The sequence below is a fragment of the Nocardia sp. Root136 genome (genome assembly GCF_001427185.1).
In the GTDB taxonomy this organism is placed as follows: domain Bacteria; phylum Actinomycetota; class Actinomycetes; order Mycobacteriales; family Mycobacteriaceae; genus Nocardia; species Nocardia salmonicida.
Window position 1 is genome coordinate 1,943,199 of sequence record NZ_LMFE01000001.1, and the last position, 24,886, is coordinate 1,968,084.

The following is a 24,886-nucleotide window of genomic DNA, read 5'->3' on the forward strand; positions in this document are numbered from 1 at the left end:
CGACGGTGATGGGATTCGTGCGTTTTGAAGATCGACACAACGCTGACCGGCGGGCTCGCCACGATGGGCAAGGACGCCGCCGCCGCGGAGGCCGCGGGCTACGCGGGCATCTGGACGTTCGAAGGTGCCCACGACCCGTTCCTACCGCTGCTGCTCGCCGCCGAGCACACGGAGCGCGTCGAGCTGGGTACCTCGATCGCGGTGGCGTTCGCCCGAAATCCACTGTCGCTGGCCACCATCGCCTGGGATCTGCAGGCGTACTCCCGCGGACGGTTCGTTCTCGGCCTCGGTAGCCAGATCCGCGCGCACATCACCCGGCGCTACTCGATGCCGTGGAGCCGACCGGCCGACCGGATGCGCGACATGGTGATGGCCGTGCGCGCGATCTGGGCGAGCTGGGAGCAGGGCGGGCGGCTCGATTACCAGGGTGAGTTCTATCAGCACACCCTGATGCCGCCGCTGTTCCGCCCCGCGGCGGCCGAGGTGGCCGGGTTCGGCCCGCCGCCGATCTATCTCGCGGGGGTGGGGCCGGGGATGACCGCGGTCGCGGGAGAGGTCGCCGACGGATTCATGTCGCACCCGTTCTGCACTCCGAGATTTCTGCGCGAGGTGACCCTGCCCGCCCTGGCGCGGGGAGCGGAGCGCGCGCGGAAACCCGTAGACGACATCGTGATCCACCATTCGGCGATGGTCGCGACGGGCAGATCCGCGAGCGAACTCGCCGCGGCGAGGCAGGCCATCCGAAAGCAGCTCGCCTTCTACGGGTCGACACCGGCCTACTGGCCGATTCTCGAGCTCCACGACCGGGCCGAACTCGGACCCCGGCTCAAAGAGATGTCCAAGAGCGGGGAATGGGATCGGATGGCCGAGCTCATCGACGACGATTTCCTCGACGCTGTCGCGATCACGGCCACCGACCCCGCCCGCGCGGCGGCGCAACTGCACGAGCGCTACGACGGAATCGTCGGGCGGCTCGGCTTCAACACGCCCTATCGGGCGGACCCCACGCTGCTGACCGAATTGTTGCGGGAGTTCTGATTTCGCGCCGACCCTGTGCTCAGAGCTCGGTCGGGTCGGCGAGGTGGAGTCGGCGGTCGAGGCGGTGCGGGTCGACTTCCAGGTGGGGCCGGTCCCACTCGGCCAGATCGGCGGCGGAGGCGTAGGTGGTGTCGAGGAAGTTCAAGAGGGTGGCGTCGGGGTCGGCGGAGTTTCGGACCGATTCGTAGGGGAGGACGAATTCGCCGAGGGTGGTGTCCCAGCTGGCGCCGTCGGGACCTGCGGGACGGGCGGCGTAGCCGTCGGGAGCGGGGTAGGAATAGGCGTAGAAGGTGCCTTCGGTGCCGCCGGGCCAGAAGCCCGCGCTGGCGCATTCGCGGGAGTAGGCCTCTTCCATCACCCAGTCGGCGCAGTTCGGGGCGCCGCCGGGGTGCGTGGGCGCCAGACGGCCGGAGAAGCGGGTGCAGGCCAGGTCGAAGGAACCCCAGAAGAATTGCACCGGACTGGATTTCCCGGCGAAACCGGCACGCCAGAGCTGGAATACCCGCTCGATCTGGACGAGCTGTTGCCAGAACAGGTGGACGGCGTCCGCGTCGTAGGACTGGTGTTCGGTGTCCTCGGCGAACGGAATGGCCGGATCCACCTCGTTCGGCGACGCCTCGATGTCGACCACGATGTCGAGCCGACCGAGCACGTGGCCGAGCTCGGCGTAGAAGTCGGCGACCGTGCGCGGGCGCAGGGCGATCGCGGCGCGGCGGCCGTCGCTGCTGCGCAGCACGAGTTCGTGGTCGACGAAGTCGAATTCGATATCGAGCAGGCGGCCGTCGACGGGAATCGCACCGGTCGCCAGCCCGCGCGCGCTCACCGCGAACGTGACATTCCACCAGTGATTGACCAGCGGTGTCCCCGCCATTTTCAGCTTGCCGATGATCTGCGACCACATGTGCAGGGTGTCGCGGGTATCGGACCAGGAATCGACGAGCAGAGTCGGCCAGACGGCCTCGGCGGGAGTGGAACGAGCCATCGGATTCCTCGCTCTCTCGGTGCGCGACCGACAAGGGTCGCGCCCGTTCACAGCCAGGTGCGCTGGCTGACCGGTCAACCGTGTCCTGCGACGTTTCATCCTACGTCGGTGCAGGTAGATCGTGCCGCAAGGACGAACCCGACCCCCGACGGGGTTGTGTGGGACTCCGAGTCTCATATAACGTAGGGGTGCGCCACACCGAAGGAGACACCGCTGATGCTGTCGACAATCAAGAACACCGCTACCGATCCCGAGTACCACGAGATCCTGCGCAACCTGTCCGAAGGTTCGGTCAACCGGCACTTCGACCCCTACGTCGACATCGACTGGGAATCGCCCGAGTTCGCCGTGCACAGCGACGACCCGCGCTGGATCATGCCCGACGAGGACCCGCTCGGCCGTCACCCCTGGTACAAGGCCCAGCCGATCGAGAAGCAGATCGCCATCGGCATGTGGCGCCAGGCCGGTATCGCCAAGGTCGGCCTGGATTTCGAGCAGCTGCTGATCCGTGGGCTGATGCAGTACCTGGTGTCGGTCCCCAACGGTGACCCCGAATTCCGGTACATCACGCACGAGGCTGCCGAAGAGTGCAACCACACGATGATGTTCCAGGAAATGATCAACCGCATCGGCTATCGCGACGTGGTCGGCATGGGCACCATCGATCGCAAGCTGACGATGGCCATCTGGCCCGCGGTGAAGTACTTCCCCGAGCTGTTCTTCACGATGATCCTCGGCGGCGAGGAGCCGATCGACCACCTGCAGAAGTCGCTGCTGCGCGCGGGCGTCGACCTGCATCCGATGGTCCAGCGGGTGATGCAGATCCACGTGGCCGAGGAAGCCCGGCATATCTCGTTCGCCCACGAATACCTGCGCCGGAACGTGCCCGGCATGAACCCGATCACTAAATCGGTTCTCTCCGTGGCTTTCCCGATCGCCATGCGAGTGATGCTCGACATGATCATGACGCCGCCGAAGGAATTCGTCGAGAAGTTCGACATTCCGGCGGAGGTCATGCGGGAGGCGTACTGGAGCAGCGAGGAATCGCAGACCACGATGCGCAATATCTTCGGTGACGTGCGCGCCCTCGCCACCAACAGCGGCCTGATGAACCCGGTCGCCAAGCTCACCTGGCGCCTGCTCGGCATCGACGGCCCGGTGACCCGCTACCGCAGCGAACCGGCTCGCAAAGTCGCCTGAGTGATCGAGCGAGTACGACGGCCCGCCGGACTACCGTTCCGGCGGGCCGTCGACGTTCTCTTCGACTCCGGTCCCTTGCAGCGAAATCATCGATCGGCTGTACACCGCAATGTACAGTTGACTATGGCCGATTACGACAGTGTGCCCCTGACCGAGTTACGTGGTCAGCTGGGCAGTGTTTTCGACGGGGTGTCCGCGAGCGGACGGCCGGTGATCGTGACGCGGGAGGGGAAAGAATTGGTCGCGGTGGTACCTGCTGGGGTGTTGCGGCACGGGGCGTTGCCCCCCGCGTACTTCAACGATGATCTCCGCGAACAGATCCTGGGCAAGCTCGACGCCAGGATCACCCAGCATTCCGCGGAAGACATCGCCGAGGCGCAAGCCAAACTGAGCAAGCTGATGGGCGCGCTGGACAGTCACCAGTGAGCGTCGCCGATCACACCGCGCTCACCTCGCTGGCCTTGTCGCCGCTGTTCGGGCAGGTGATCATGCGCCAGTTCACCCAGCAGCGCCGAATCCTGGTGGTGCCCACCGTGAGCCTGATGGCCGCGATGCGCGCCGTCGACAACATCGACGAACTCGGCCGCCTGCTCGACAATCGCGTCGCCGTGCGCTGGGCCGAACTCGACGCGCCCACCGCCATCCGCATCGGCACCACGGTGCCCATCGTCGACGACCACCTCGATTGGCCGCTGATCGCGCCCGTGGTGTTCACCGCGCAGAATCTGGACATGCCGATCCTCACCGCGAAACCCGAGCTGTATCGCGGTTACAAAGTAGAGATCGCGAACATGCCATAGCCCATTCCAGAGGTCCTGAATTCGGCTTTTCCGGGGTAGTGACGGAGCCCACACCCGCTGTCGGTACGGTGCACAGCGGACGAATTACCAGGGAAAGCTGCACCAGGAACACTCGAGGAGAGCTGGTTATGCATCATCTGAGTTTCATGCGTCGCTTCACCACCGCGGTAGCCGTCACGTCGGCCGCCGTCGCCATCGTCTTCGCGGGCCCCGCGGTCGCGGAACCGAAGCCACAGACTGTCGATGTGGCCTCGGCCGTCTCGCAGCTGCGCATCTCGGTGGCGAACAATCCGGGCGCACTCGCCGCCCTCGACCAGCTCACCGCAAAGGGCAAGGTCGACGTCGCACTGCCCGCGCAGCCGTTCCAGATCCCCGCGACCTCCGATGTCGGCCAGAACGGCAGCGGACCCGGGGTGTACGGCTCGGGCATCGCCCTCGATATCGACGGCTTCCGCTTCGGCTTCTTCGGCGGGCCGGGCGCCATCTCGCCCAATCAGGGTGCCGCCAAGCTCGAGGTCATGTGGCTGAATCTGTCCAACGGGCAGAGCGGCACCGCGGTCCTGACCGAACACCAGGACGTGCCGGTCGACACCACCATCCGCACCGCACCGCTGAACACCGGCGGCGGGCTCATCGTGGCCGCGGTCTACGGCAACCTGTGGCACCGCTGGCCGGTGCCCGTCGACGAGGCGCACCCGGACGGGTTCGCCTACCAGCTCGGCACGATCCAGCAGCCCTCGTTCGGCGCTGTCACGCGTTGACTCTGATCCACTCGCACCCCGGGGCCCACTCGGTCCCGGGGTGCGTTGTCGTTTCGATGATGCAGCGCAACAGCTTCGGTGTGGCGTAGGTTGACCGACGTGGAGGATCTGGTCGACCGACTCGAAGAACTGGAACGCCGTGTTGCCGCGCTGGAGAGCGTGCGGCCCGAGGACGCGCAGCTGCCGTGGGCGGTGGCACGCCTGCGGCAGGAATTCGCCGATGCGGGCAAACGCACCGGCGGTGTGCTGCTGGCGGGTGCTCTGCAACTGCCCACCGGCGAGCGATTCGATTGGCAAGCGCAGTACCCCACCGACGCCATCGTCGGTGACGTCTGGACCATCGAGGCGGCCAATTGCCTTGCCGCACTTGCCGATCCGGTTCGATTGCGGCTGCTTCAGGAAATCGTCTACGGACGCAGAACCGCCGCCGATCTGGCCGCCATCGCGGAATTGGGCACCTCGCCCGAGATCTACCAGCACCTGCGCCAGCTGGCCGCCGTCGGCTGGTTGCAGACCGCGGGCTTGGGCCGTTTCGAGGTGCCGGAGGGCAGGCTCGTTCCGCTCCTCGCGGTGCTGGCGGCGGCTCAGCGCTGATCTTGTGGAGATGTCCCAATTGCCCGGATAGACTACTGTGACGCAAGGCACATCGACTGCTACGGTGAGCGTCGAGTGATCACATCAGCGGAGGTAGTCGAGTGAACGTGTCACATCTGCTCGAAAGCGTGAAGGCGCTCGGCGTGCTGCGCGCACGCGGGGTCTCCGACCCCAAGACGCCGCTCGAGACACTGCGGACGATGAAGGAATCCAAGATCTACGGCCCGCAGGCCACCCTCGTGCGCCATTCGGCCCGGATCGCCCCCGATCAGGTGGCCCTCGTGGACGAGCGCGGTGAACTCACCTACCGCGAACTCGACCAGCAGTCCACCGCCATCGCCCGCGGTCTGCGCGAAAAGGGCATCGGCGAGGGCACGGTCATCGCCGTGCTGGCCCGCGACCACCGCGGCCTGATCATGTCGATGATCGCGGCGGGCAAGCTGGGTGCGCGGATCGCGCTGATGAACACCGGCTTCGCCAAGCCGCAGTTCGCCGAGGTATGCGAACGCGAGAACGTGCGTGCGGTGCTGCACGACAGCGAGTTCCTCGGCCTGCTCGACGCCTTACCCGACGACCTACCGCGCTATCTCACCTGGGTCGACGAAGGCACCGAGCTTCCTTCTGGTGCGACGACATTCGACGACCTCATCGCAGGAAATTCCACCGATGATCTGCCCCCGCCGAGCAAGCCGGGCGGCTTCATCATCCTCACCAGCGGCACGACCGGCCTGCCGAAGGGCGCACCGCGCACCAAGGTCACGCCGATGGCCACCGCCCAGTTCGTCGACCGCATACCGTTCCCCCGGCGGGGAACGGCGATGATCGTGTCGCCGATTTTCCACAGCACGGGCCTCGGCACCTGGCTGGTCAACACGATCCTGTCGAACAAGATCGTCATGCGCCGTCGATTCGACGCCGAGGCCACCCTCGCCGCGATCGCCGAGCACAAGGTCGAGATGCTCGTCTGCGTGCCGACGATGCTGCACCGGATGACCGAGCTGCCGCCGGAGGTCCACGCGAAATACGATCTGTCGTCGCTGAAGGTGATCCTGTTCGCCGGTTCCGCGCTCACCCCCGAGCTGTGCATCCGCGCCACCGAGGTCTTCGGACCGGTGCTCTACAACCTCTACGGGTCGACCGAGGTGGCCATCGCGACCATCGCGAACCCGGCCGAGTTGGCGGAAGCGCCGGGCACGGTCGGCCGGTCGCCGATCACCTGCGAGGTCCGCCTCTACGACGATCAGGACCAGCCGGTCCGCACACCCGGGACCCGCGCCCGGATCTTCGTGCGCAGTGGCGCGCCGTTCGAGGGCTACACCGACGGCAGGCACAAGCAGATCATCGACGGCTTCATGTCCAGCGGCGACATGGGCCATTTCACCGACTCCGGGCTGCTCATGGTCGACGGCCGCGACGACGACATGATCGTCTCCGGTGGCGAGAACGTGTACCCACAGGAAGTCGAGAACCTGCTGGTCGAGCGGCCCGAGATCTTCGACGTGGCGGTGGTCGGCGTCGACGACCCGGAATTCGGAAAACGCTTGCGCGCCTTCGTCGTTCTCGAAGAAGGTCACACCGTCGAGGCAGCCGAACTCCAGGCACACGTCAAGGCGAACCTGGCCAGGTTCAAGGTGCCGCGCGAGGTGGTCTTCCTCGACGAACTGCCCCGCAACGCCACCGGCAAGATCGTGCGCCGCACGCTCATCGACTATGAGGTCTCACAGGGATAGGCCCTGGCCGACACGGAGTAGACAGCGCGGCCGGATCGCTTGCTAGTGTTAGCAACAGCACTGGATCTCGAAGACGCGGTCCGGCCTGCGGTTCTGCGTGGGCTCGGTCTGCCGGAAGGCTGTTCGATGTCTCTGTCTCTGCCCGCGCTAGGTTCCTCCGCCCGACGTGCCGGTGACTTCGCGCTCGGCGTCAAGGTCATGGTGGATCGCAAGCTGTTCAACCCGCTGCGCCTCGACCACGCCGCCCGTTCGTTCCGCAATGTCTCGAAGTTCGGCCCGTTCGCCGGCGTCGTCATGCATGCCGCGCAGAGCAGGCCGCAGGCGGGCGCGATCGTCGACGAACTGGGTGAGATCACCTTCGGCGAACTCGACGCACAGTCCAACGCCTTCGCCCGCGGCCTGCGCGCGAGCGGGATCAGCGAGGGCGACGTGATCGCCGTGCTGGCCCGCGACCATCGCGGCATGGTGTTGAGCCTGCTCGCGGCGGGCAAGCTCGGCGTGCGCGCGGTGCTGATGAACACCGGGTTCGCCAAGCCGCAGTTCGCCGACGTGGCCGCCCGCGAGAAGGTCAAGGCGGTGCTGCACGACAGCGAGTTCCTCGACCTGATGAGCGCCATCCCCACCGAGATCCCGCGCGTACTCACCTGGGTCGACGAAGCGCACGGCGCCGACCCGTCGATCCCGACCGTGGCCTCGCTGTCGGCGGACCGTTCGACGGCCGCGATCACCGCGCCGAGCAAGCCCGGCGGCATGGTGATCCTGACCAGCGGCACCACCGGCACCCCCAAGGGCGCACCGCGCGACAAGGTGAGCCCGTTCGCCTCGGCGCAGTTCGTGGATCGGGTGCCGCTGCCCAACAACGGCACCATGATCATGGCGGCGCCGATCTTCCACGGCACCGGCCTGTCGCAGTTCACCCTCGGGCTCGCCCTGGGTAACCGGGTCATCTTCCAGCAGCGCCGGTTCGATCCGGAGCAGACCCTGGCCAATGTGGTGAAGTACAAGGCGGATTCGCTGGTCGTGGTGCCCACGATGCTGCAGCGCATCCTCGACCTGGACGAGCAGGTCCTGGCGAAGTACGACCCGTCGACGATGAAGGTCATCTTCGCCGCGGGCTCGGCGATCGCGCCCGACGTGGTGACCCGCACCCTCGACTACTTCGGTGATTCGCTCTACAACCTCTACGGCTCCACCGAATGCGCCGTGATGACCGTGGCCACTCCGGAGGATCTGCGCAAGGCGCCGACCACCGCGGGCAAGGCGCCGGTCGGCATCCGGATCGTGTTGCTCGACGAGAACCGCAAGCCGATCACCGCGCCGAATGTCACCGGCACGATCTTCGTCGACAACGGTTTCGCCTTCACCGGCTACACCGACGGTCGCACCAAGGAGATGGTCGGCGGGATGATGTCCAGCGGCGACGTGGGTCATTTCGACGCCGACGGCCTGCTCTACATCGACGGCCGCGACGACGACATGATCGTTTCCGGCGGCGAGAACGTCTTCCCCCTCGAGGTGGAGAACCTCATCGCGGGTCGCGCCGACGTCTTCGAAGCGGCGGTGGTCGGCGTCGACGACCACGACTACGGCAAACGCCTGCGCGCGATCGTGGTGCCCGGCCCGGATTCCAAGCGTGACGCCAAGGAGATCAAGGACTACGTCCGCGAGAACCTGGCCCGATACAAGGTGCCGCGCGAGGTGATCTTCGTCGACGAACTGCCCCGCAACGCGACCGGCAAGCTGCTGCGCAAGCCGCTCACCGAAATGGCAGTCGACGCGGACTGAGCTCGTTTCGACCGTCTGACCTGGGCCGGGTATCCCGGTCGACTACTATCAGCGCGTGATCATCGGGTTCGAGCAGGCGTCCGCGCCGTCGCGTGCTTTCGGCGCGCGGCTGCGTGGTGCCTGCGCGGGCTCGATGTCGGGTGCGCTGTCGCTGGCGGCGCACGGGGTGGCCGCCGGTGGGGCGCTGCCGGGCAGCACGGCGATCGTGTTGCTGGCGGCGGCCTCGGCGGTGGTCGGCGCGCTCGTCGCCGGGGTCGGGCCGTTGCGCGACGGTGCGCTCGGTCTGGCGGCGGTGTTGTTGGGCGGTCAGCTGATCGGCCACACCACGATGAGCTGGTCCGGTCACTCGCACTCGGCCGACGATTCCCTCGGCCTCGGCATGCTCACCGCCCACACCGTCGCGGCGCTGCTCGCCGCCGTCGTCATCGTCGGCGCCGAGGCCGCGTACCGGATCGGCAGTGCCGCCCTCGCGCGCATTCTGCCGCTGCGCTACCGCACTCCCCGCATCCCCGACCCGGCGCCGTTGCGCCTGGCCCACCGCGATCGCGTCGTCCTGCGAATCTTCGCCACGACATCGCTGCGCACCCGCGCTCCCCCGCTCGCGATTCCTTTCTGACCTTTCCCTCACCCGGTGCACGCACTCGTCGTGCGCTATCCGCGTATCGAACACGCGCCTCCTTGTCGACCCGATGTGCCGACGTCACCCGCTGAGCCAGATCTCTCGAGATGAGCGAAGCGGTCGACGTGCGGCGTCGGTCGGCCGCGTTCGCCCCGATCCGCGCGCACCGGATTCCAGTACTCCAGAAATGAATCAGCATGAGCATCACGGACACTCGTCCGGTCGAGGAGAACTCCCCCTCGGCACCACCGATCTCCGGTGACAGTCCGCGCTCCGGCGCACGCCGGGGCCGCCACCTCTATCCGCTGGCCATGCGCCTGCACTTCTACGCGGGTATCTTCGTCGCCCCGTTCATCCTGATCGCCGCGCTCACCGGCGCGCTGTACGCGATCGCGCCGACGATCGAAGGGTTCGTCTCGCGTGACCTGTTGACGGTCGAGACGACTGGTCCCGATCAGGCGCTGTCCGCCCAGGTCGGCGCGGCTGTCGCGGCCCGCCCTGACCTCACGCTGGTCGCCGTCGCTCCCGCCCCGAACGCGGGCGAGACCACTCGCGTCCTGTTCAACGATCCGACGCTCGGCGATTCCGAGCGGCTGTCGGTGTTCGTCGACCCGCACACCGCCCAGCCGGTCGGCGAGTCCGTGGTCTACGGAAGCGGCGGCGCGCTGCCGCTGCGCACCTGGCTCAGCGAGTTCCATCGCAGCCTGCACCTGGGCGAAACCGGCAGGCTCTACAGCGAACTGGCCGCGTCGTGGCTGTGGGTGATCGCGCTGTTCGGGCTGGTGCTGTGGGTGCATCGGGTCCGTAAGCGGCGCGAGCGCAGATCCGCGCAGTGGTTGCTCAAGCCGGACCTTTCCCAGCCGAAGCGTCGAAAGATGAACTGGCACGGCGCGATCGGGGTCTGGATCCTGCCCGTAGTACTGCTGCTCTCCGCCACCGGCATGACCTGGTCGACCTATGCGGGCGAGAACGTCACGAAGCTGCGCGAAGAACTCAGCTGGACCACGCCCGCGGTGAGCGTCGCCCTGCCGGGCGCCGAGTCCGGTGCCGTGCCCGCGCCGAGCGAACATCACAGCGCGGGCCACACCGCACCCGCACCGGTCGACCCCGCGACTCAGATCGCACAACTCGACCGCGTCTACGAGGCGGCACGCGCCAACGGCATCACCCAGGGCGCCGAAATCGCCGTTCCGGCGACGCCCGCGAAGGCGTTCGGCGTCAAGGAACTGCGCCTGCCCGGCACCTATACGGTCGATTCGCTCGCCGTCGACGGGTCGACCGGCACAGTCACCGATCGACTGGCGTTCGCCGACTGGCCGCTGATGGCCAAGCTCACCAACTGGGGCATCGCCTTCCACATGGGTCTGCTGTTCGGCCTGGCCAACCAGCTGCTGCTGCTCGCGATCATGGGTGGCCTCGTCACCGTGATCGTGCTCGGCTACCGCATGTGGTGGCAGCGCCGACCCACCCGAAGGGCCGCCCTGCCCGTCCCGCCACGACGTGGTGTGCTTCGCCGCACGTCGCTGTGGATCACCGTTCCGCTGGCCGGCGTCGCGGTCGCCGTCGCGTGGTTCATCCCGCTCATCGGGGTGAGTCTGCTCGTCTTCGGGCTCATCGATATCGCCTTGGGGCTCGCCGCTCGCGCGGACAAGGTGTAACGCATGGCTAACTATCGAGGAAACATCCCATGTAACCCATGACACTCGATGATCGGAGCTCGTCTATGAGAACCTCAGCTCGCGCAGTGGCGATGTGCCTGGCCGCTCCGGCCGTCGCGATCGCCTTGTCCGGCGTCACCGCGGGTACAGCCGCCGCTGATTCCGGCTGCCAGGGGTCGATGAACGGCCCGTGGGCGTTCAACGGTGGGTGTTACGGCGGCGAGGGCACCTACCGGCTCGAGGTCGATTGCATCGGATACAACATCGCGCCCTTCGCCGTCGGGCCGTACACGATCCGCCAGGACCTGCCCGTCGGCCAGGCAGGCACGGTGGCGTGCTTCGGACCGAACTGGTCCAGCGCGGGCTGGGCGGTGGGTTCGCGGATCTTCCGGCTCTGACGCCGCGCCGCACGGACGAGGCACCTAGGATCCGATGATGCCGCTGTCCCGTCGACAACTCCTGCGCACCGGCGTGGCCGGATCGGTCGCGGCGCTGGTGGGGGTGTCGGCGGTGAGCAGCGCGAGGTTCGCCGCGCCACGGTGGCTCGGCGAACCGTTCTCCCTCGGGGTAGCTTCCGGCGAACCGACTCCGGACGGGGTGGTGTTGTGGACCCGCCTGGCCCCCGATCCGCTCGCACCCGACGGGTACGGCGGGATGACGGTCGACCCGGTGACCGTCGACTACGAGGTCGCCGAGGACGAACAATTCACCGACATCGTGGTCCGGGGTTCGGCGGTGGCCACCCGCGCATTGGGCCACAGCGTGCATCCCGAGGTTGCCGGGCTGGCGCCGGATCGCTGGTACTACTACCGATTCCGGGCCGGCTCGGCGATCTCCCCGATCGGCCGCACCCGCACCTCCCCGCCACCGAACAGCCCGACCGAGCGGCTCCGGTTCGCCTTCGCGTCGTGCCAGTCGTGGAGTTCGGGCTACTACACCGCCTATGAACACCTCAGCGCCGAAGATCTCGACCTCGTCGTCCATCTCGGCGACTACATCTACGAATCCTCCTGGGTGCTGGCCCGGCGCGGTGCGCACATGCCGCCGCAACTCGCCGGCGAGGCAGTGGATCTGGCCGGCTACCGATTGCGCTACGCCCAAGCCAAAGGCGAAGCGCCGCTGCAGGCCGCGCACGCGGCGTTCCCCTGGCTGGTCACCCTCGACGACCACGAACTCGACAACAACTGGGCCGGTGACAGTCCCGGCCTCGGACTCGACGTGTACCGCATCCCGCCGCTGTTCCGACGCCGCAAAGCCGCCGCCTTCCAAGCCATGTACGAGCACCAGCCGATGCGTCTGGCCCAGCTCCCCTCCGGCCCGTCGATGCACCTGCACCGCCGCTACCGGTTCGGCGATCTGGCCGAGTTCACCATGATCGACACCCGGCAGTACCGAACCCCCCAGGCCTGCGGCGACGGCTCCGCGGTGCTCGGCTGCGCCGAGCGGTTCGACACCGACCGCACCCTTCTCGGTGCGGCCCAACGTGATTGGCTCGTCGACGGCTTCGCCACCTCGACCGCGCGCTGGCAGGTACTCGGCAACCAGGTCGCCATGGCCCAGTCCGACTACGACCCCGGCCCCGACCTGCTCCTCGGCACGGATGCGTGGGACGGTTATGTCGCCGACCGCAATACAGTCCTGGCCGCGGCGGCCGACCACGCGGTCGACAATCTGGTCGTGATCACCGGCGACCGCCACGAGAACTACGTCGCCGACCTACGCCGTGACTACGCCGATCCCGAATCACCGGTCGTAGCAACCGAGTTCACCGGAACCTCGATCAGCACCGGCAGCGACGGCGCCGACCTCACCGACGCGGGGCGCGCCCTGCTCGCCGGCAATCCGGACCTGAAGTTCTACAACCGCCAGCGCGGCTATGTCCGCGTGGACCTCGATCATCGACAGTGGCGCAACGACTTCCGCGTGGTCCCGTATGTCAGCCGACCAGGCGCGCCGATCAGCACGCGCGCGAGTTTCGTCGTCGAGAACGCAGTCCCCGGCGCGACCCCAGCGTGAGGTCACTCCAGTTTGTGCGCACCCGCGGCGGGCTCGACGGCGAAGACGCGGGGCGGGGCGAAACCTGATGCGGCGAAACGGTCCGTGATGGCCTCGGCGACCTCCGCGTTCTGGTCAACCAAGGCGATAACGCTGCCGCCGAAGCCGCCGCCGACCATTCGCGCACCGTGCGCGCCCGCGTCGAGGGCCGCTTCGACCGCGAGATCCAGTGTGGGCGCTGATACTTCGAAGTCTTGTCGGAGCGAACGATGTGAGGCGGTGAGCAGCTCACCGATCGTCCGCGGGTCCGCACCGGCGCGTAGCCGGTGTACGACAGCGAGTACTCGCGCGTTCTCGGTGACCACGTGGGTCGCGCGGCGGCGAAGCAGCGGATCCTTCAGGCGTAGAAGGTCTTCGGAGGTGGCGTCGCGTAGTGCAGGCAGGTTCAGCGCATCGGCGGCGGCTTCGCATTGCGCTCTGCGCTCGGCGTATCCGCCGTCGGCCAGGTCGTGCGGGCTACCGGTGTCGGCGACGAGCAGGGCCAGTCCGGCGGCATCGAGATCGAACGGAATCTGTGCGGCGGCAGCGGGTTCCGCGCCGGTGAAGGCGCGGATGTCGAGGAACAGGGCATGGCCTTCGGTGCACAGGATCGAGGCCGACTGATCGAGCAGGCCGGTCGGCACTCCGGCGAAACCGTTCTCCGCCGCCCTGGCGATCTCGACCATGTTCCGATCGGTGAGTTCGGGCGCGAACAGATCGCGCAGCGCGATCGTCACCGCGCAGCACAGGGCCGCCGACGAGGACAGCCCGGCCCCGATCGGCACCGCACCGTCGAGTTCGAGGGTCACGCCGTCGACTCCATGACCCCCGCGGACGAACTCGTCGACGACGCCGAGCGGATAGCGCGCCCAGCCCGGCAACCGATCCCGTTGCGCCACAAGCTCATCGATCCGCACCTCGACGACCTCGCCCGGCCGCTGCGCCGAGGTGAGCCGCACCAGCCCGTCGCCGCGGGGCGCGGCCCCGCAGACCACACCGAGCGACAGCGCGATCGGGAGCACGAACCCGTTGTTGTAGTCGGTGTGCTCGCCGATGATGTTGACCCGGCCCGGCGCGATCCACTTGTCCACCCGTTCTTCCCTTCCGCTTCCTGCGACGATGCCACCACCGAACACCGCGGCGGGCGATCGTGCGACACCGGGTGCCGAATCGGTATCCGGCAATGCTCACAACGCATCGACAGCAGGGCCGTGGACGTGTCATGATCGACTGGGTTGTAAAGGTTTTGAGCGTCGGCGCCGGCCGGCCGGGGACAGTGCTCGAACAACAACACTCGGTGCTCTCGGCCGATACTTCGAGTGATTCACCGGCCTCCCATTCGATCGACGCTCGTCGCGTGCGCAGCAAGATCGAGGGGGGCTGATGACCATCAGCGAGATACGCTACGGGAGCCTGCGACGATGCGTGGTGCTGATCGGGGCGGCGGGGGCCGTGCTGATCGCGCCGTTGGCGGGTGGCCGGGCGCTGCCGTTTCTGCTGCTCATCGTGATCGTCGCCGGCTCGCTGGCGATGATCGGGTACGGCATGTACAGCCACCGACCCGCGCACCGGCTGCCGTGGTACCTGCTGGCAGCCTCGGTTCCGCTGTTCGCCGCGGGCACCGCGATACGCGCACTCGGAGTGCACCCGAGCTGGCACCCGGTCGACGATCTGTGCACCTTGGCGGCGTACCTGTGTCTCGGCCTCGCCGCCGTCGGCTGGCTACAGCCGCGCAGACTCCGCCACGCCCGTGACCTGTGGCTGGACTCGACGCTCATCGGACTCAGCGCGCTGCTGGCCTCGTGGACCTTCCTGATCTCGCCGATTCTGCGCCACTGCACCGGGTTCGTCGATACCGCGTTGGCCGCGAGCTATCCGGTGATCCACGCCTTGCTGGCGACCGTGCTCGCGCATTCGCTGGCGACGGTGGTTCGCTCGGAGACCTCACTGCGGTTGCTGCAAGCGGCGCTGATCACTGTGCTCTTCGGCGGATTGATCGAAAGCCTCACTGCCGCAGGCACGTTCACGATAGATCCCGAGTTCGCGTTGGTGCCGCAGCAGTGGGCGTATCTGCTGGCCGGGCTGGCCGCGGTACAGCCGACGATGGGTGCGCTGCGTGACGCCGAGGATGTGGGACCGCATCGTTCGCGGCAGCGGGCCGGAATGATCGCGGTGGCACTGGTGGCAGCCTCGCTGGTCAGCGTGGTGGGTGCCGATCTCGCGGTCGTCGACCGGGTGGTGATCTGTTCGCTGCTCACGCTGCTGCTGGTCGGCGTGCTGGTGCGCAGCGAACGCGCCATCACCCGCAGCATGCGCAGCGAACGCCGAGCGCAATACCAGGCCGACCACGACCTGCTCACCGGCCTGGTCAACCGCGCCGCCCTGCTGCGCGCGCCGCACCGCTACCGCGAGCAGTGGGCCGGAAACCCGATGTGTCTGCTGTTCATCGACCTCGACGGCTTCAAGATGGTCAACGACAGCTACGGACACGCCGTCGGCGACGAACTCATCGCCAACGCCGCCTCCCGCATCCGCCGCACCACCACCAGCGCCGACCTCACCGCCCGCTACGGAGGCGACGAATTCGTGGTGCTGGCGCCCCGCACCCGCACCGAAGCCGCGGTCCTGGCCGAACACATCCTCGGCGCGTTCATCCGCCCCTTCGCACTGAGCTGTGGCGAAATCCCGATCACCGCCAGCATCGGCGTCGCCTGCCTGACCACCTGCCCCACGGAGAAGACGATCTACGACCTCATCCGCACCGCCGACGCCGCGATGTATCACGCCAAGGAATACCGCCTCGGCCTCACCTTTCACGATGAATTGAGTAAGCCCTCGATCCGTCGCCTGAGTTCCGCCGCCCCGCGAATTCAGCGAGTCGCGCGGTAGCTCGACGGTTCGCTCAATCCCCCAACTCCTCCAACAGCTTTCGAGCGGCCTCCAGCTCGGCCTGCAACTGCGCGACCTTCGCCTGCTGAACGCCCCGAGCAGCCTCCAGAATCCCGGCCACCACTTCCTCCACCTCGGGATGCAGGATCTTCGCCGCCTGGGCAACAGCCGCGCTACTGACGGCCATCCCCTTCACACTGCGCTTCTTGCCGTTGACCACATCGACGGTCCACTCCCCGTCGGCGGTACCGGTGAGCGTGACAGTTACCTCGGGGGCCTTCGCCTTGCGCGCCGCAGCGGTTTTCGCGGGCCGCGGTGCGGCCGGAGCGGTCTTGGCGGCGTCATCGGATACCGGGGCGAGCGACCTCGGCGCGGGCGTAGCAGCGCTCGGCAGGGTCGACGGCTGGGTCACAGTGTTGTCCTTTCGGTTGCTCGGGGCGGGGGTACTTTCCGGGCGGGTCTTCGCGGAACCACCCGGCGTTACGGTAGTCCCGCGGGCCGGCTTGGTGAGCGTCACCTCGCTCGGGCCGAACGAGAGCACATCTTTGGAACCGGTCGGCCGCACCTGCAAGAAGTCGCCGGCGGACGGATCGTCGAGCGCGACTACCTTGCCCGACTTCCCCTCGGCGACGCCGACAGCGGCGGCGGTGAACCACACCATCGGCGGTTTGCCCTCGGCGAGCTCGCCTGCGATTCGCGCGAGCTCGGCGTCGGACAGTACCGGCGGTGCTGATCGGCGGGATGCGGACTTGGTGCTCGGCGAGGACATCGTGGACTCCGGGGGTTGGTGCTACAGCGTGGTCTGTGGCACCGATGATGCCCCACAGCACCGACAAGTTCTCCCCCGAGCCGCCCACACGGCCCGAAAACCCCTCCCGCACGGGTATTCCGGACCGCGATACGATCAGCCGCGAGTGGCGTTGCCGCGCGTCGTGGGCCGAATGTTCTCGCGCACCGCGGCCACATCCCGATAGCCGTTGACCGCCATCAACAGGTCCGCTTCGGCGGCGTAGCTGCGCAGCAGATGCACCAGACCGCGCACACCGCCCAGTGCGAGCGCGTACACATAGGGCCTACCGAGCCCGACCATCGTCGCCCCGAGTCCGAGCGCCTTCACCACATCGGCACCCGAGCGCACTCCGGAGTCGAACAGCACCGGCACCCGATCATCGCAGGCGGCCACGACCGCGGGCAAGGTCTCCAGCGCGCTCAGACCACCGTTGGCCTGGCGCCCACCGTGATTGGAGCAGTAGATGCCGTCGGCGCCGAGGTCGATCGCCTTGCGCGCGTCGTCGGGGTGGGAGATGCCCTTGAGGATGAGCGGCAGGTCGGTGATCGAGCGCAACCAGCCGAGGTCGTCCCAGGTCAACGAATTTCCGAAGGTCGCGATCCAGTGCAGGACAATCATTTTGGGGTCGTCGGAGCCCACCATCTTCTGGAAGACCGGGTCGCTGGTGTAGTTCTTCAGCACGTGCCCACGCAACTGTGGGAAGTTGCCACTGGCCAGGTCGCGCGGCCGCCAACCGGGCACCCAGGTGTCGAGGGTGACGGTGATGCCCGCGTAGCCCGCGGCCTCGGCGCGGTGCACCAGGCTCTCGGCGAGTTCCCGGTTCTTCGGCGTGTAGAGCTGGAAGAAGGCGGGCGTATCGCCCGCGTGCGGACGCACGTCTTCGAGCGGATCCTCCATCAGCGTGGAGTACATCGCGGGCACACCGGTCTGCGCCGACGCCTCGGCCACCGCGATGTCACCGTGGCCCTTCTCGCCGACCAGACCGATCACGCCCACCGGCGCGAGGAACAGCGGGCTGGCGAAGGTGTGGCCGAACGCGGTGACGGTGAGGTCGCGCTCGGTAGCGCCGACCAGCATCCGCGGCACCAGACCCCAGTCGGCGAAGGCTTCGGCGTTGCGCCGCTGTGTGAGCTCGTCGCCCGCCCCGCCTGCTATATAGTTCAGCAACGAATCCGGCAGTGCCGCAGTGGCTTTGCGCTCGAGGGTCGCGTAATCCATGGGAAATTCGGGCTGGATCCCACCGAGCGCGGCCAGGTAGATCTCGTTCTGATAGTCGGCGAACTGACTCATTGCTGCACTTTCGCACGCCGACCGGCGTTCACCGACCGCAGGGGGATGTAAGGTGCGTCATACTCGAAAATACGAGATTGTGAGTGCCCCTGTCGTGACCGTCGTCGAACACTCGGCTGCGTCCGCCGATCCGGACGCCCTACTCGCCGACCGCGTCCATTGCGATGCCATCCGTCACTTGACCCGCCTCGCGCTCGGGCTCTCCCAGGATTCGATGGATCTGCTGACCTCGGTCACCGATCGACTGCGGGCCGCCGAGGGCGCCCTGCGCGATCCACTCACCAGCGACCTCGGCTACGACTGAAGCTCGTCACCGCCGCCGCGCGGTGAGCGCCGCCAGATCGGCGAGCCGATGCGCGCGGGCGATCTCCGCGGGGGTGAACGGTTCGTCCGGGCGCACGAAACCCCAGCGACGGTCGTCGCGGTCCAATTCCAGCAGGGTGCCCTCGCCCGGTTCGGCCACCTCCGCCGTGCCCGGCGCGAGGTAGCGCGCGCCGAGTAGTTCGGCGACGGCCAGGGGCAGTTCGTCCGGATCGCCGACGATGCGGGCGGCGATCGCGAGCGCTTTGGTCTGCCCGTCGATCAGCGACAGCACCGTCGCAGGCCACACCCGCACCCCCGAACCTCCCGCGTGCTCCACGGCGATGGTGATCACCTGCGCGGTGATCTCGGCGGGCGCGGCGACGACGAGTTCGTCGAGTACCGCGTCCTCGAGTTGGTGCACGTGCACGGTGAGAATGTTGGCGTCGCGGTGGGCGAGATGCTTGGCCAGCGTCTCGAGCGCGCCGGGGCGGTCGGCCAGGCGCACACGGATCCGCCAGAGCGCGGGCGCGGCGTCGATGCGGTCGCGCGTGCGGAGCTCCGGGCTGTGCAGCCAGCCGCCGAGCATCCGCATCGCCGACGGTTCCACCACCCAGATCACCAGGATCGTGGTGGTGATCGTCAGCAGCGCGACAGTGAGCAGGTACGGCGGGTGCAGGTGGACCACCAGCGCGTGCAGCGCCAGTTCCACCGGGAACACCGCGGCGAGTTTGGCGAGGGTGAGCCTGGTTCGCCCCGGATGCGGCAGTCTGCCGCAGACCTCGCAGGCCAGGACCGTGACACGGGGACGCACTGCGAATCGCCTCATGCGGGTCAGCGTCTCCGGCATTCGTGTCGATCTTGGACGACGTGCGTAACGGCGATGTGAAAGCCGACGCGAAAACTGTTGACCTGCAAAGACTTCCCCGGTGATACCGAACACCCGCGAGTCTCGACTGTGACCGTCAGCACCCTTTACTCGATAGTCCGCAGCAACGATTGTGACTCGCATCACCAAAAATCATTGACAAACCAACACAAACGGGCATAAAACAACATAAGTACAGATTCGCTGAGACCGGAGGAAACCATGTACGCCGAGGAACGGCAGCAGGCGATCGCGACCCTCATCGGGCATCGCGGGCGCGTCTCCGTCGCCGAACTCGCCGACCAGTACGGAGTCACCACCGAAACCGTGCGCCGCGATCTCGCGGTGCTGGACCGGCTCGGGGTGATCCGGCGGGTACACGGCGGCGCGGTGGGTTCCGGCGCGCTCACCACGTTCGAACCGGGCACCGCCGAGCGCGACAGCACCCGCGCCGCGGAGAAGGACCGCATCGCCGAACTCGCGCAGCGGTACCTGCCGGGCTCCGGCGGCAGCGTGCTGTTCGACGCGGGCACGACCACCGTGCGGGTGGCCGCGGCCATGGCGATCGACATCGATCTGGTCACCGTCACCAACTCGCTGCCGGTCGCCGCGCGGCTCACCGGGTTCGCCGGTGTGCGGTTGCATCTGCTCGGCGGACGGGTGCGCGGAATCACCCAGGCCGCCGTCGGCGCCGAGACCCTGCGGCTGCTCGGCGAATTGCGGGTCGACGTCGCGTTTCTCGGTACCAACGCGCTGACGGTGCGGCATGGGCTGTCCACTCCCGATCCCGATGAGGCGGCCGTGAAACGCGCGATGATCGCCGCCGCCGATCGGGTGGTCGTGGTCGCCGACGCGAGCAAGATCGGACGCGAGGACTTCGTGCGCTTCGGCGATGCCGCCGATATCGACGTCCTGGTCACCGATGCCGACATCCCGGCCACCGCGCACGCGGAACTGGTCGCCGCGGGAATCGAGGTGGTGCTCGCATGATCGTCACACTGACCGCGAATCCGAGTGTCGACCGCACGGTCACCCTCACCGAGCCGTTGCGGCGCGGGCAGGTGCATCGCGCGGCGAGCGTCACATCGCATCCCGGCGGTAAAGGGGTCAACGTCGCACGGGTGGTGGCCGACAGCGGGGCGCCGGTGCTGGCTGTATTACCAGGGTCCGACGACGACCCCGTGGTACACGGATTGCGCACGGCGGGAATCGCATTCCGCACGGTGCCGGTGGCGGGCGGGCCGAGGGTGAATCTGACCATCGCCGAAACCGACGGCACCACGACCAAGATCAACGAGCCCGGCCATCCGTTGACCGCGCGCGATCTGGCCGCGCTCACGGCGCTGCTCGTCGAGTCGGCCGCGGAAGCGGAGTGGATCGTGCTGTCCGGGTCGCTGCCGCCGGGGGTGCCCGTCGGCTGGTACGCGGAGCTCGTCGCGACGGTGTCATCCAGCCGAACTCGGCGTACCCGCGTCGCCGTCGACACCTCGGACGCTCCCCTGCTTGCCCTGTTCGACGAATCAGTAGGTGCCGCAACGGATCTGATCAAACCGAATTCCGAGGAACTGGCCCAGCTCACCGGCCTGGACCCGGTCGACCTCGAAAACCCCACGGCCGCGGCCGAAGCCGCCTCGACCCTGATCGACCGCGGCATCGGCGCGGTCCTGGCCACCCTCGGTGCGGCGGGCGCGGTGCTGGTCACCGCCGATGGCGCCTGGTTCGCCGCGGCCCCGCCGATCGTCGCGCGCAGCACCGTCGGTGCGGGTGACTCGGCGCTGGCCGGCTACCTGCTCGCCGATCTCGCGGGCGCCTCCCCCGCGGATCGACTCCGCACCGCCGTCGCCTACGGCAGCGCCGCCACCGCGTTGCCCGGCACCGAACTGCCAGGCCCCGCCGACGTCGTCCTCGAGGCCGTGACGGCCCACCCACTCACCGCCTCCGAACACTCCACGCCATAAACACCGCCCAGCCTGCTCCACCCCCACTCCGGAAAGACACGACGATGGCCGATTCGATCATCACTCCCACCTTGATCGCACTGGACGCCGACCTCGGCGCCGACAAGAGCGCGGTGATCACCGCGCTCGCGGGCCGACTCGCCGCCGCGGACCGCGCCACCGATGCCGCCGCGGTCGCGGAGGCCGCCTCGGCCAGGGAGTCGCAGTCGGCCACCGGCCTCCCCGGCGGCATCGCGATCCCCCACTGTCGATCGGCCGCCGTCTCGACGGCGTCGCTGGCCTTCGCCCGCCTCGCCCCCGCCGTCGACTTCGGCGCCCCCGACGGGCCCGCCGACCTGGTCTTCCTGATCGCCGCCCCGGACGGAGCGGGGGCCGAGCACATGAAACTGCTGTCCTCCCTGGCTCGTGCGCTGGTCCGGCCCGCGTTCGTCGCCGACCTGCGTGCCGCCGCGACCCCGGCAGAGGTGGTCGCCCTCGTCGACGGCGTCATCAATCCCCCGCCGGCCGGATCCACCGCCGCCGCGGGTTCGGCGAGTCCTGCCGGGTCGACGGCTGGGTCCGATTCGACCGCAGACGGCGCAGGGTCGTCCGCCGCTGCTGGTGAGACCGGCAGTCCTCCCGCCTCCGATCCATCCGCCGCCGGTGCGGCAACCGTCGCTGGTGCCGCGACTGGTGTGGCTGTTTCCGGCGCGGGGGCCGGTGATGGCACGACTGCGCCCCTCGGGGACGCGGGCGGAGCCGACAGTTCGGCGTCAGCCGGGGGCGCCGCCAGCGGTGCGTCGGCAGACAACGCACCGGCATCCGGCGCACCGAAGAGGATCGTCGCCGTGACCGCCTGCCCCACCGGTATCGCCCACACCTACATGGCCGCCGACTCGCTGGTCGCCGCGGGCGAACGCGCCGGAGTCGACGTGGCAGTGGAAACCCAGGGGTCGAGCGGCGGCGACACACTCGACCCGTCGACGATCGCCGCCGCCGACGCCGTCATCTTCGCCACCGATGTCGGGGTGAAGGATCGCGGTCGGTTCGCGGGCAAGCCCGTGATCGAGTCCGGCGTCAAACGCGCCATCAGCGAGCCCGACCAGATGATCGCGGAGGCCGTCGCGGCGAGCGCCACCGCCGGCGCTGCCGCGGTAGGCGGTACCGCGCCCTCGCCCTCGCGGACAGCGGCCAAGGGCATCGGCTGGGGTACCCGCCTGCGCCAGATCCTGCTCACCGGCGTCAGTTACATGATCCCGTTCGTCGCCGCGGGCGGTCTGCTCATCGCGCTGAGCTTCCTGCTCGGCGGCTACGAGATCTCCGACGGCGCGAAAACGATCGTGCTCGACAACTCGATTACCGACCTGCCCGACGGTGGTCTGGCCACCTATTTCGGTGCGGTGCTCTTCCAGATCGGCTCACTCGCCTTCAGCTTCCTCGTTCCGGCACTGGCCGGATACATCGCGTTCGCGATCGCCGACCGTCCCGGTCTGGCACCGGGGTTCACGGCAGGCGCGATCGCGATCTTCGTCGGCGCGGGCTTCCTCGGCGGCTTGGTCGGCGGTCTGGTGGCCGGATTCGCGGCCCTGTGGGTGAGCAAGCTGCCGGTCCCGACGTGGGCTCGCGGACTGATGCCGGTGGTGGTCATCCCGCTGCTGGCCTCGGCGATCGTCGGCATCTTGATGTTGGTCCTGCTCGGCAAGCCCCTCGCCGCCGTGACCAACGGGCTCACCGACTGGCTCAACGGCCTGTCCGGCAGCTCCGCTGTCGCGCTGGGTGTCATCCTGGGCGTGATGATGTGCTTCGACCTCGGTGGGCCCGTCAACAAGGCCGCCTACGCGTTCGCCGCCGCGGGCCTGTCGGTGACCGACACCGCCACCCTGCGGATCATGGCCGCGGTGATGGCCGCGGGCATGGTCCCGCCACTGGCGATGGCACTGTCGACCGTCCTGCGCCCTGGCCTCTATACCGAGGCCGAGCGCGAGAACGGCAAGGCCGCCTGGCTACTCGGCGCCTCGTTCATCTCCGAGGGCGCGATCCCGTTCGCCGCCGCCGACCCGCTTCGGGTGCTGCCGTCGATGATGGTCGGCGGCGCGGTGACCGGCGGGCTGATCATGGCCACCGACGTCACCCTGAGCGCGCCGCACGGCGGCATCTTCGTGTTCTTCGCGATCGGACACCTCGGCTGGTTCCTGGTGTCGCTGGTCGCGGGCACTCTCGTCGCCGCGGCCTGCGTCACCCTCGCCAAGCAATTCACCCGCAAGCAGTCCGTCGCCCCTGTTCTCACCACCGCGTAATCCGTTCGCACACAAGGAGATATCCCATGGCAAGCACCACCGTCACCGTCGGCTCCTCGGTCGGCCTGCACGCCCGCCCCGCGGCCCTGATCGCCGAAGCGGTCGGCGCAGCAGGTGTTCCCGTCACCATCGCGGTCACGGGCGGCGACCCGGTAGACGCCGGCTCAGCGCTCATGATCATGACCCTCGGCGCAGGCCAGGGCGCGGAAGTCGTGATCAGCAGCGACGACCAGCCGACCCTGGACAAGATCGCCGAACTCGTCGCCAGCGACCTCGACGCCTAGTCTCGAATAACGCGAAAGGCCCGGAACCAGTGGTTCCGGGCCTTTCGTTTTGTAGCGGGGACAGGATTTGAACCTGCGACCTCTGGGTTATGAGCCCAGCGAGCTACCGAGCTGCTCCACCCCGCGTCGGTGTGAACACAACATTACACACAGGTGCGCGCAGGCGCCAAATCGTGAGGTCAGCATGCGTTTTCCGGCAGATTCGCGCAATCCGCGCCGAGCAATACCACCGCCCGAGTCCGTCGAATGTGGCAGCCATCACACATTCCGGCAATCGCACGTGTCGGGGCGGAGTTTCGGTGAGCGGCGTCACTATCACCTCGTGATCCCGAACACATAACGGCCCAATTACAGACCGCACGGAATCTAGGTATTCCCACTGGTTATGCGGTGTAAACATCGAAAAGGCGGCTATTCCATTCATAGAATCCGCCCGTTATCAAGATGTGATCGGCATCGATTCATTGGTTAGCGTCTCCTCCATGACTGAGACCCGGAAATTCAGCACCCGCGCCCTTGGCGTCGCCGCCATCGCCGGCGCCCTTGTTGCCGTTCCGTTCGGCCTCGCCACCGGTACCGCTTCTGCCGCCGCCTACAACTGGGACGGCGTCGCCCAGTGCGAGAGCGGTGGCAACTGGGGCATCAACACCGGCAACGGCTACTACGGCGGGCTGCAGTTCTCGCAGAGCACCTGGGCTGCCAACGGCGGCCAGGGTTCGGCGCACAACGCCAGCAAGGAAGAGCAGATCCGCGTCGCGGAGAACGTGCTCGCCAGCCAGGGCGTCGGCGCGTGGCCGCACTGCGGCAAATTCCTCCAGTCGGGCGCGTCCGAGCCCGAGGTTGTCGAGGAGCCCGCCGTCGAACTGCCGGTCGAGCTGCCCGCCGAGGCGAAGACCGATGTCCAGGCTGCCGTCGACCAGGCCAAGGCCACGGGCAAGGCCCTGGCCGACCAGTACGGTGTCGCCGGTCAGTACCAGGACCTGCTGAACGCCAATGCTCCGCTGATCGCCTCGATCGGCGGCTGATCCAC

25 protein-coding genes and 1 tRNA gene are annotated in these 24,886 nt (G+C 68.0%); 20 read left to right on the plus strand and 6 right to left on the minus strand.

Annotation, left to right across the window (positions count from 1 at the left end; genetic code table 11):
- Positions 1–24: 24 nt before the first annotated feature.
- Positions 25–1,038: a TIGR03617 family F420-dependent LLM class oxidoreductase gene (locus tag ASD42_RS09075; protein ID WP_056812667.1), complete on the plus strand. Its 1,014-nt coding sequence runs from the start codon at positions 25–27 to the stop codon at positions 1,036–1,038.
- 19 nt (positions 1,039–1,057) lie between these two features.
- On the opposite strand, the gene ASD42_RS09080 is transcribed toward ASD42_RS09075, so the two are convergent.
- A complete protein-coding gene (locus ASD42_RS09080) occupies positions 1,058–2,020 on the minus strand; it encodes a DUF5996 family protein (RefSeq protein ID WP_056812670.1) in 963 nt (320 codons plus the stop codon).
- A 216-nt stretch (positions 2,021–2,236) separates the two neighbouring features.
- Here ASD42_RS09080 and ASD42_RS09085 point away from each other — a divergent pair, with 216 nt between their 5' ends.
- The 11 genes from ASD42_RS09085 (at position 2,237) to ASD42_RS09135 (ending at position 13,183) form a co-directional block, all read left to right on the plus strand.
- Entirely contained in the window at positions 2,237–3,220 is a 984-nt protein-coding gene (locus tag ASD42_RS09085; protein ID WP_082843896.1) for an AurF N-oxygenase family protein, read from the plus strand.
- A 123-nt stretch (positions 3,221–3,343) separates the two neighbouring features.
- Positions 3,344–3,646, plus strand: coding sequence for a type II toxin-antitoxin system Phd/YefM family antitoxin (locus tag ASD42_RS09090; RefSeq protein ID WP_056812676.1), 303 nt, complete (start codon positions 3,344–3,346; stop codon positions 3,644–3,646).
- Positions 3,643–4,020, plus strand: coding sequence for a hypothetical protein (locus ASD42_RS09095; protein ID WP_056812679.1), 378 nt, complete (start codon positions 3,643–3,645; stop codon positions 4,018–4,020). The genes ASD42_RS09090 and ASD42_RS09095 overlap by 4 nt, the downstream gene beginning before the upstream one ends.
- Positions 4,021–4,148: 128 nt before the next feature.
- Positions 4,149–4,781, plus strand: coding sequence for a hypothetical protein (locus tag ASD42_RS09100; protein WP_056812682.1), 633 nt, complete (start codon positions 4,149–4,151; stop codon positions 4,779–4,781).
- A gap of 99 nt (positions 4,782–4,880) precedes the next feature.
- Positions 4,881–5,375, plus strand: a complete 495-nt coding sequence (locus ASD42_RS09105) for an ArsR/SmtB family transcription factor (RefSeq protein ID WP_056815846.1) — start codon at positions 4,881–4,883, stop codon at positions 5,373–5,375.
- A gap of 101 nt (positions 5,376–5,476) precedes the next feature.
- Positions 5,477–7,105, plus strand: coding sequence for an acyl-CoA synthetase (locus ASD42_RS09110; RefSeq protein ID WP_082843897.1), 1,629 nt, complete (start codon positions 5,477–5,479; stop codon positions 7,103–7,105).
- 126 nt (positions 7,106–7,231) lie between these two features.
- Positions 7,232–8,890 (plus strand): acyl-CoA synthetase, encoded by a 1,659-nt coding sequence (locus ASD42_RS09115; RefSeq protein WP_056812687.1) that lies wholly within the window; start codon positions 7,232–7,234, stop codon positions 8,888–8,890.
- A gap of 55 nt (positions 8,891–8,945) precedes the next feature.
- On the plus strand, positions 8,946–9,506 hold the full coding sequence (locus ASD42_RS09120; RefSeq protein WP_056812690.1) for a hypothetical protein: 561 nt from the start codon (positions 8,946–8,948) through the stop codon (positions 9,504–9,506).
- A 200-nt stretch (positions 9,507–9,706) separates the two neighbouring features.
- Positions 9,707–11,167, plus strand: a complete 1,461-nt coding sequence (locus ASD42_RS09125) for a PepSY-associated TM helix domain-containing protein (protein ID WP_056812693.1) — start codon at positions 9,707–9,709, stop codon at positions 11,165–11,167.
- Between the two features lie 65 nt (positions 11,168–11,232).
- Positions 11,233–11,565: a hypothetical protein gene (locus ASD42_RS09130; protein ID WP_131816791.1), complete on the plus strand. Its 333-nt coding sequence runs from the start codon at positions 11,233–11,235 to the stop codon at positions 11,563–11,565.
- Positions 11,566–11,602: 37 nt separating this feature from the next.
- Positions 11,603–13,183: an alkaline phosphatase D family protein gene (locus ASD42_RS09135; protein ID WP_056812699.1), complete on the plus strand. Its 1,581-nt coding sequence runs from the start codon at positions 11,603–11,605 to the stop codon at positions 13,181–13,183.
- A 2-nt stretch (positions 13,184–13,185) separates the two neighbouring features.
- On the opposite strand, the gene galK is transcribed toward ASD42_RS09135, so the two are convergent.
- Positions 13,186–14,292 (minus strand): galactokinase, encoded by a 1,107-nt coding sequence (gene galK, locus ASD42_RS09140; RefSeq protein ID WP_084787123.1) that lies wholly within the window; start codon positions 14,290–14,292, stop codon positions 13,186–13,188.
- 131 nt (positions 14,293–14,423) lie between these two features.
- Here galK and ASD42_RS34315 point away from each other — a divergent pair, with 131 nt between their 5' ends.
- Entirely contained in the window at positions 14,424–14,585 is a 162-nt protein-coding gene (locus ASD42_RS34315) for a hypothetical protein (RefSeq protein WP_156677408.1), read from the plus strand.
- Positions 14,585–16,090: a GGDEF domain-containing protein gene (locus ASD42_RS09145; protein ID WP_056812702.1), complete on the plus strand. Its 1,506-nt coding sequence runs from the start codon at positions 14,585–14,587 to the stop codon at positions 16,088–16,090. Before ASD42_RS34315 ends, ASD42_RS09145 begins: the two co-directional genes overlap by 1 nt.
- A gap of 13 nt (positions 16,091–16,103) precedes the next feature.
- On the opposite strand, the gene ASD42_RS09150 is transcribed toward ASD42_RS09145, so the two are convergent.
- A complete protein-coding gene (locus ASD42_RS09150; protein ID WP_056812705.1) occupies positions 16,104–16,859 on the minus strand; it encodes a DUF6319 family protein in 756 nt (251 codons plus the stop codon).
- A gap of 135 nt (positions 16,860–16,994) precedes the next feature.
- Complete coding sequence (locus tag ASD42_RS09155; protein ID WP_056812708.1) at positions 16,995–18,170, minus strand: alpha-hydroxy-acid oxidizing protein; 1,176 nt, start codon at positions 18,168–18,170, stop codon at positions 16,995–16,997.
- 79 nt (positions 18,171–18,249) lie between these two features.
- Between ASD42_RS09155 and ASD42_RS09160 the strand changes: the two genes are divergently transcribed.
- The gene (locus ASD42_RS09160; protein WP_131816792.1) at positions 18,250–18,474 is read left to right on the plus strand and encodes a hypothetical protein; all 225 of its coding nucleotides are present in this window, start codon (positions 18,250–18,252) and stop codon (positions 18,472–18,474) included.
- Positions 18,475–18,480: 6 nt separating this feature from the next.
- Here ASD42_RS09160 and ASD42_RS09165 read toward each other — a convergent pair whose 3' ends face one another.
- Entirely contained in the window at positions 18,481–19,299 is an 819-nt protein-coding gene (locus ASD42_RS09165; protein WP_056815855.1) for an amino acid-binding protein, read from the minus strand.
- A 261-nt stretch (positions 19,300–19,560) separates the two neighbouring features.
- Here ASD42_RS09165 and ASD42_RS09170 point away from each other — a divergent pair, with 261 nt between their 5' ends.
- From ASD42_RS09170 to ASD42_RS09185, 4 genes are read left to right on the plus strand one after another with little or no spacing between them, the layout of a single operon-like run.
- Positions 19,561–20,328, plus strand: a complete 768-nt coding sequence (locus ASD42_RS09170; protein WP_056812714.1) for a DeoR/GlpR family DNA-binding transcription regulator — start codon at positions 19,561–19,563, stop codon at positions 20,326–20,328.
- Complete coding sequence (locus ASD42_RS09175) at positions 20,325–21,296, plus strand: 1-phosphofructokinase family hexose kinase (RefSeq protein ID WP_056812717.1); 972 nt, start codon at positions 20,325–20,327, stop codon at positions 21,294–21,296. Before ASD42_RS09170 ends, ASD42_RS09175 begins: the two co-directional genes overlap by 4 nt.
- Before the next feature lie 44 nt (positions 21,297–21,340).
- Entirely contained in the window at positions 21,341–23,572 is a 2,232-nt protein-coding gene (locus tag ASD42_RS09180) for a PTS fructose transporter subunit IIABC (RefSeq protein WP_056812720.1), read from the plus strand.
- 26 nt (positions 23,573–23,598) lie between these two features.
- Positions 23,599–23,856 (plus strand): HPr family phosphocarrier protein, encoded by a 258-nt coding sequence (locus tag ASD42_RS09185; RefSeq protein ID WP_056812724.1) that lies wholly within the window; start codon positions 23,599–23,601, stop codon positions 23,854–23,856.
- Positions 23,857–23,908: 52 nt separating this feature from the next.
- On the opposite strand, the gene ASD42_RS09190 is transcribed toward ASD42_RS09185, so the two are convergent.
- Positions 23,909–23,982: transfer RNA gene (locus ASD42_RS09190), tRNA-Met, on the minus strand.
- A gap of 356 nt (positions 23,983–24,338) precedes the next feature.
- On the opposite strand from ASD42_RS09190, the gene ASD42_RS09195 reads away from it, so the two are divergent.
- Complete coding sequence (locus ASD42_RS09195) at positions 24,339–24,881, plus strand: transglycosylase family protein (RefSeq protein WP_056812727.1); 543 nt, start codon at positions 24,339–24,341, stop codon at positions 24,879–24,881.
- The last annotated feature ends 5 nt before the right edge of the window (positions 24,882–24,886 follow it).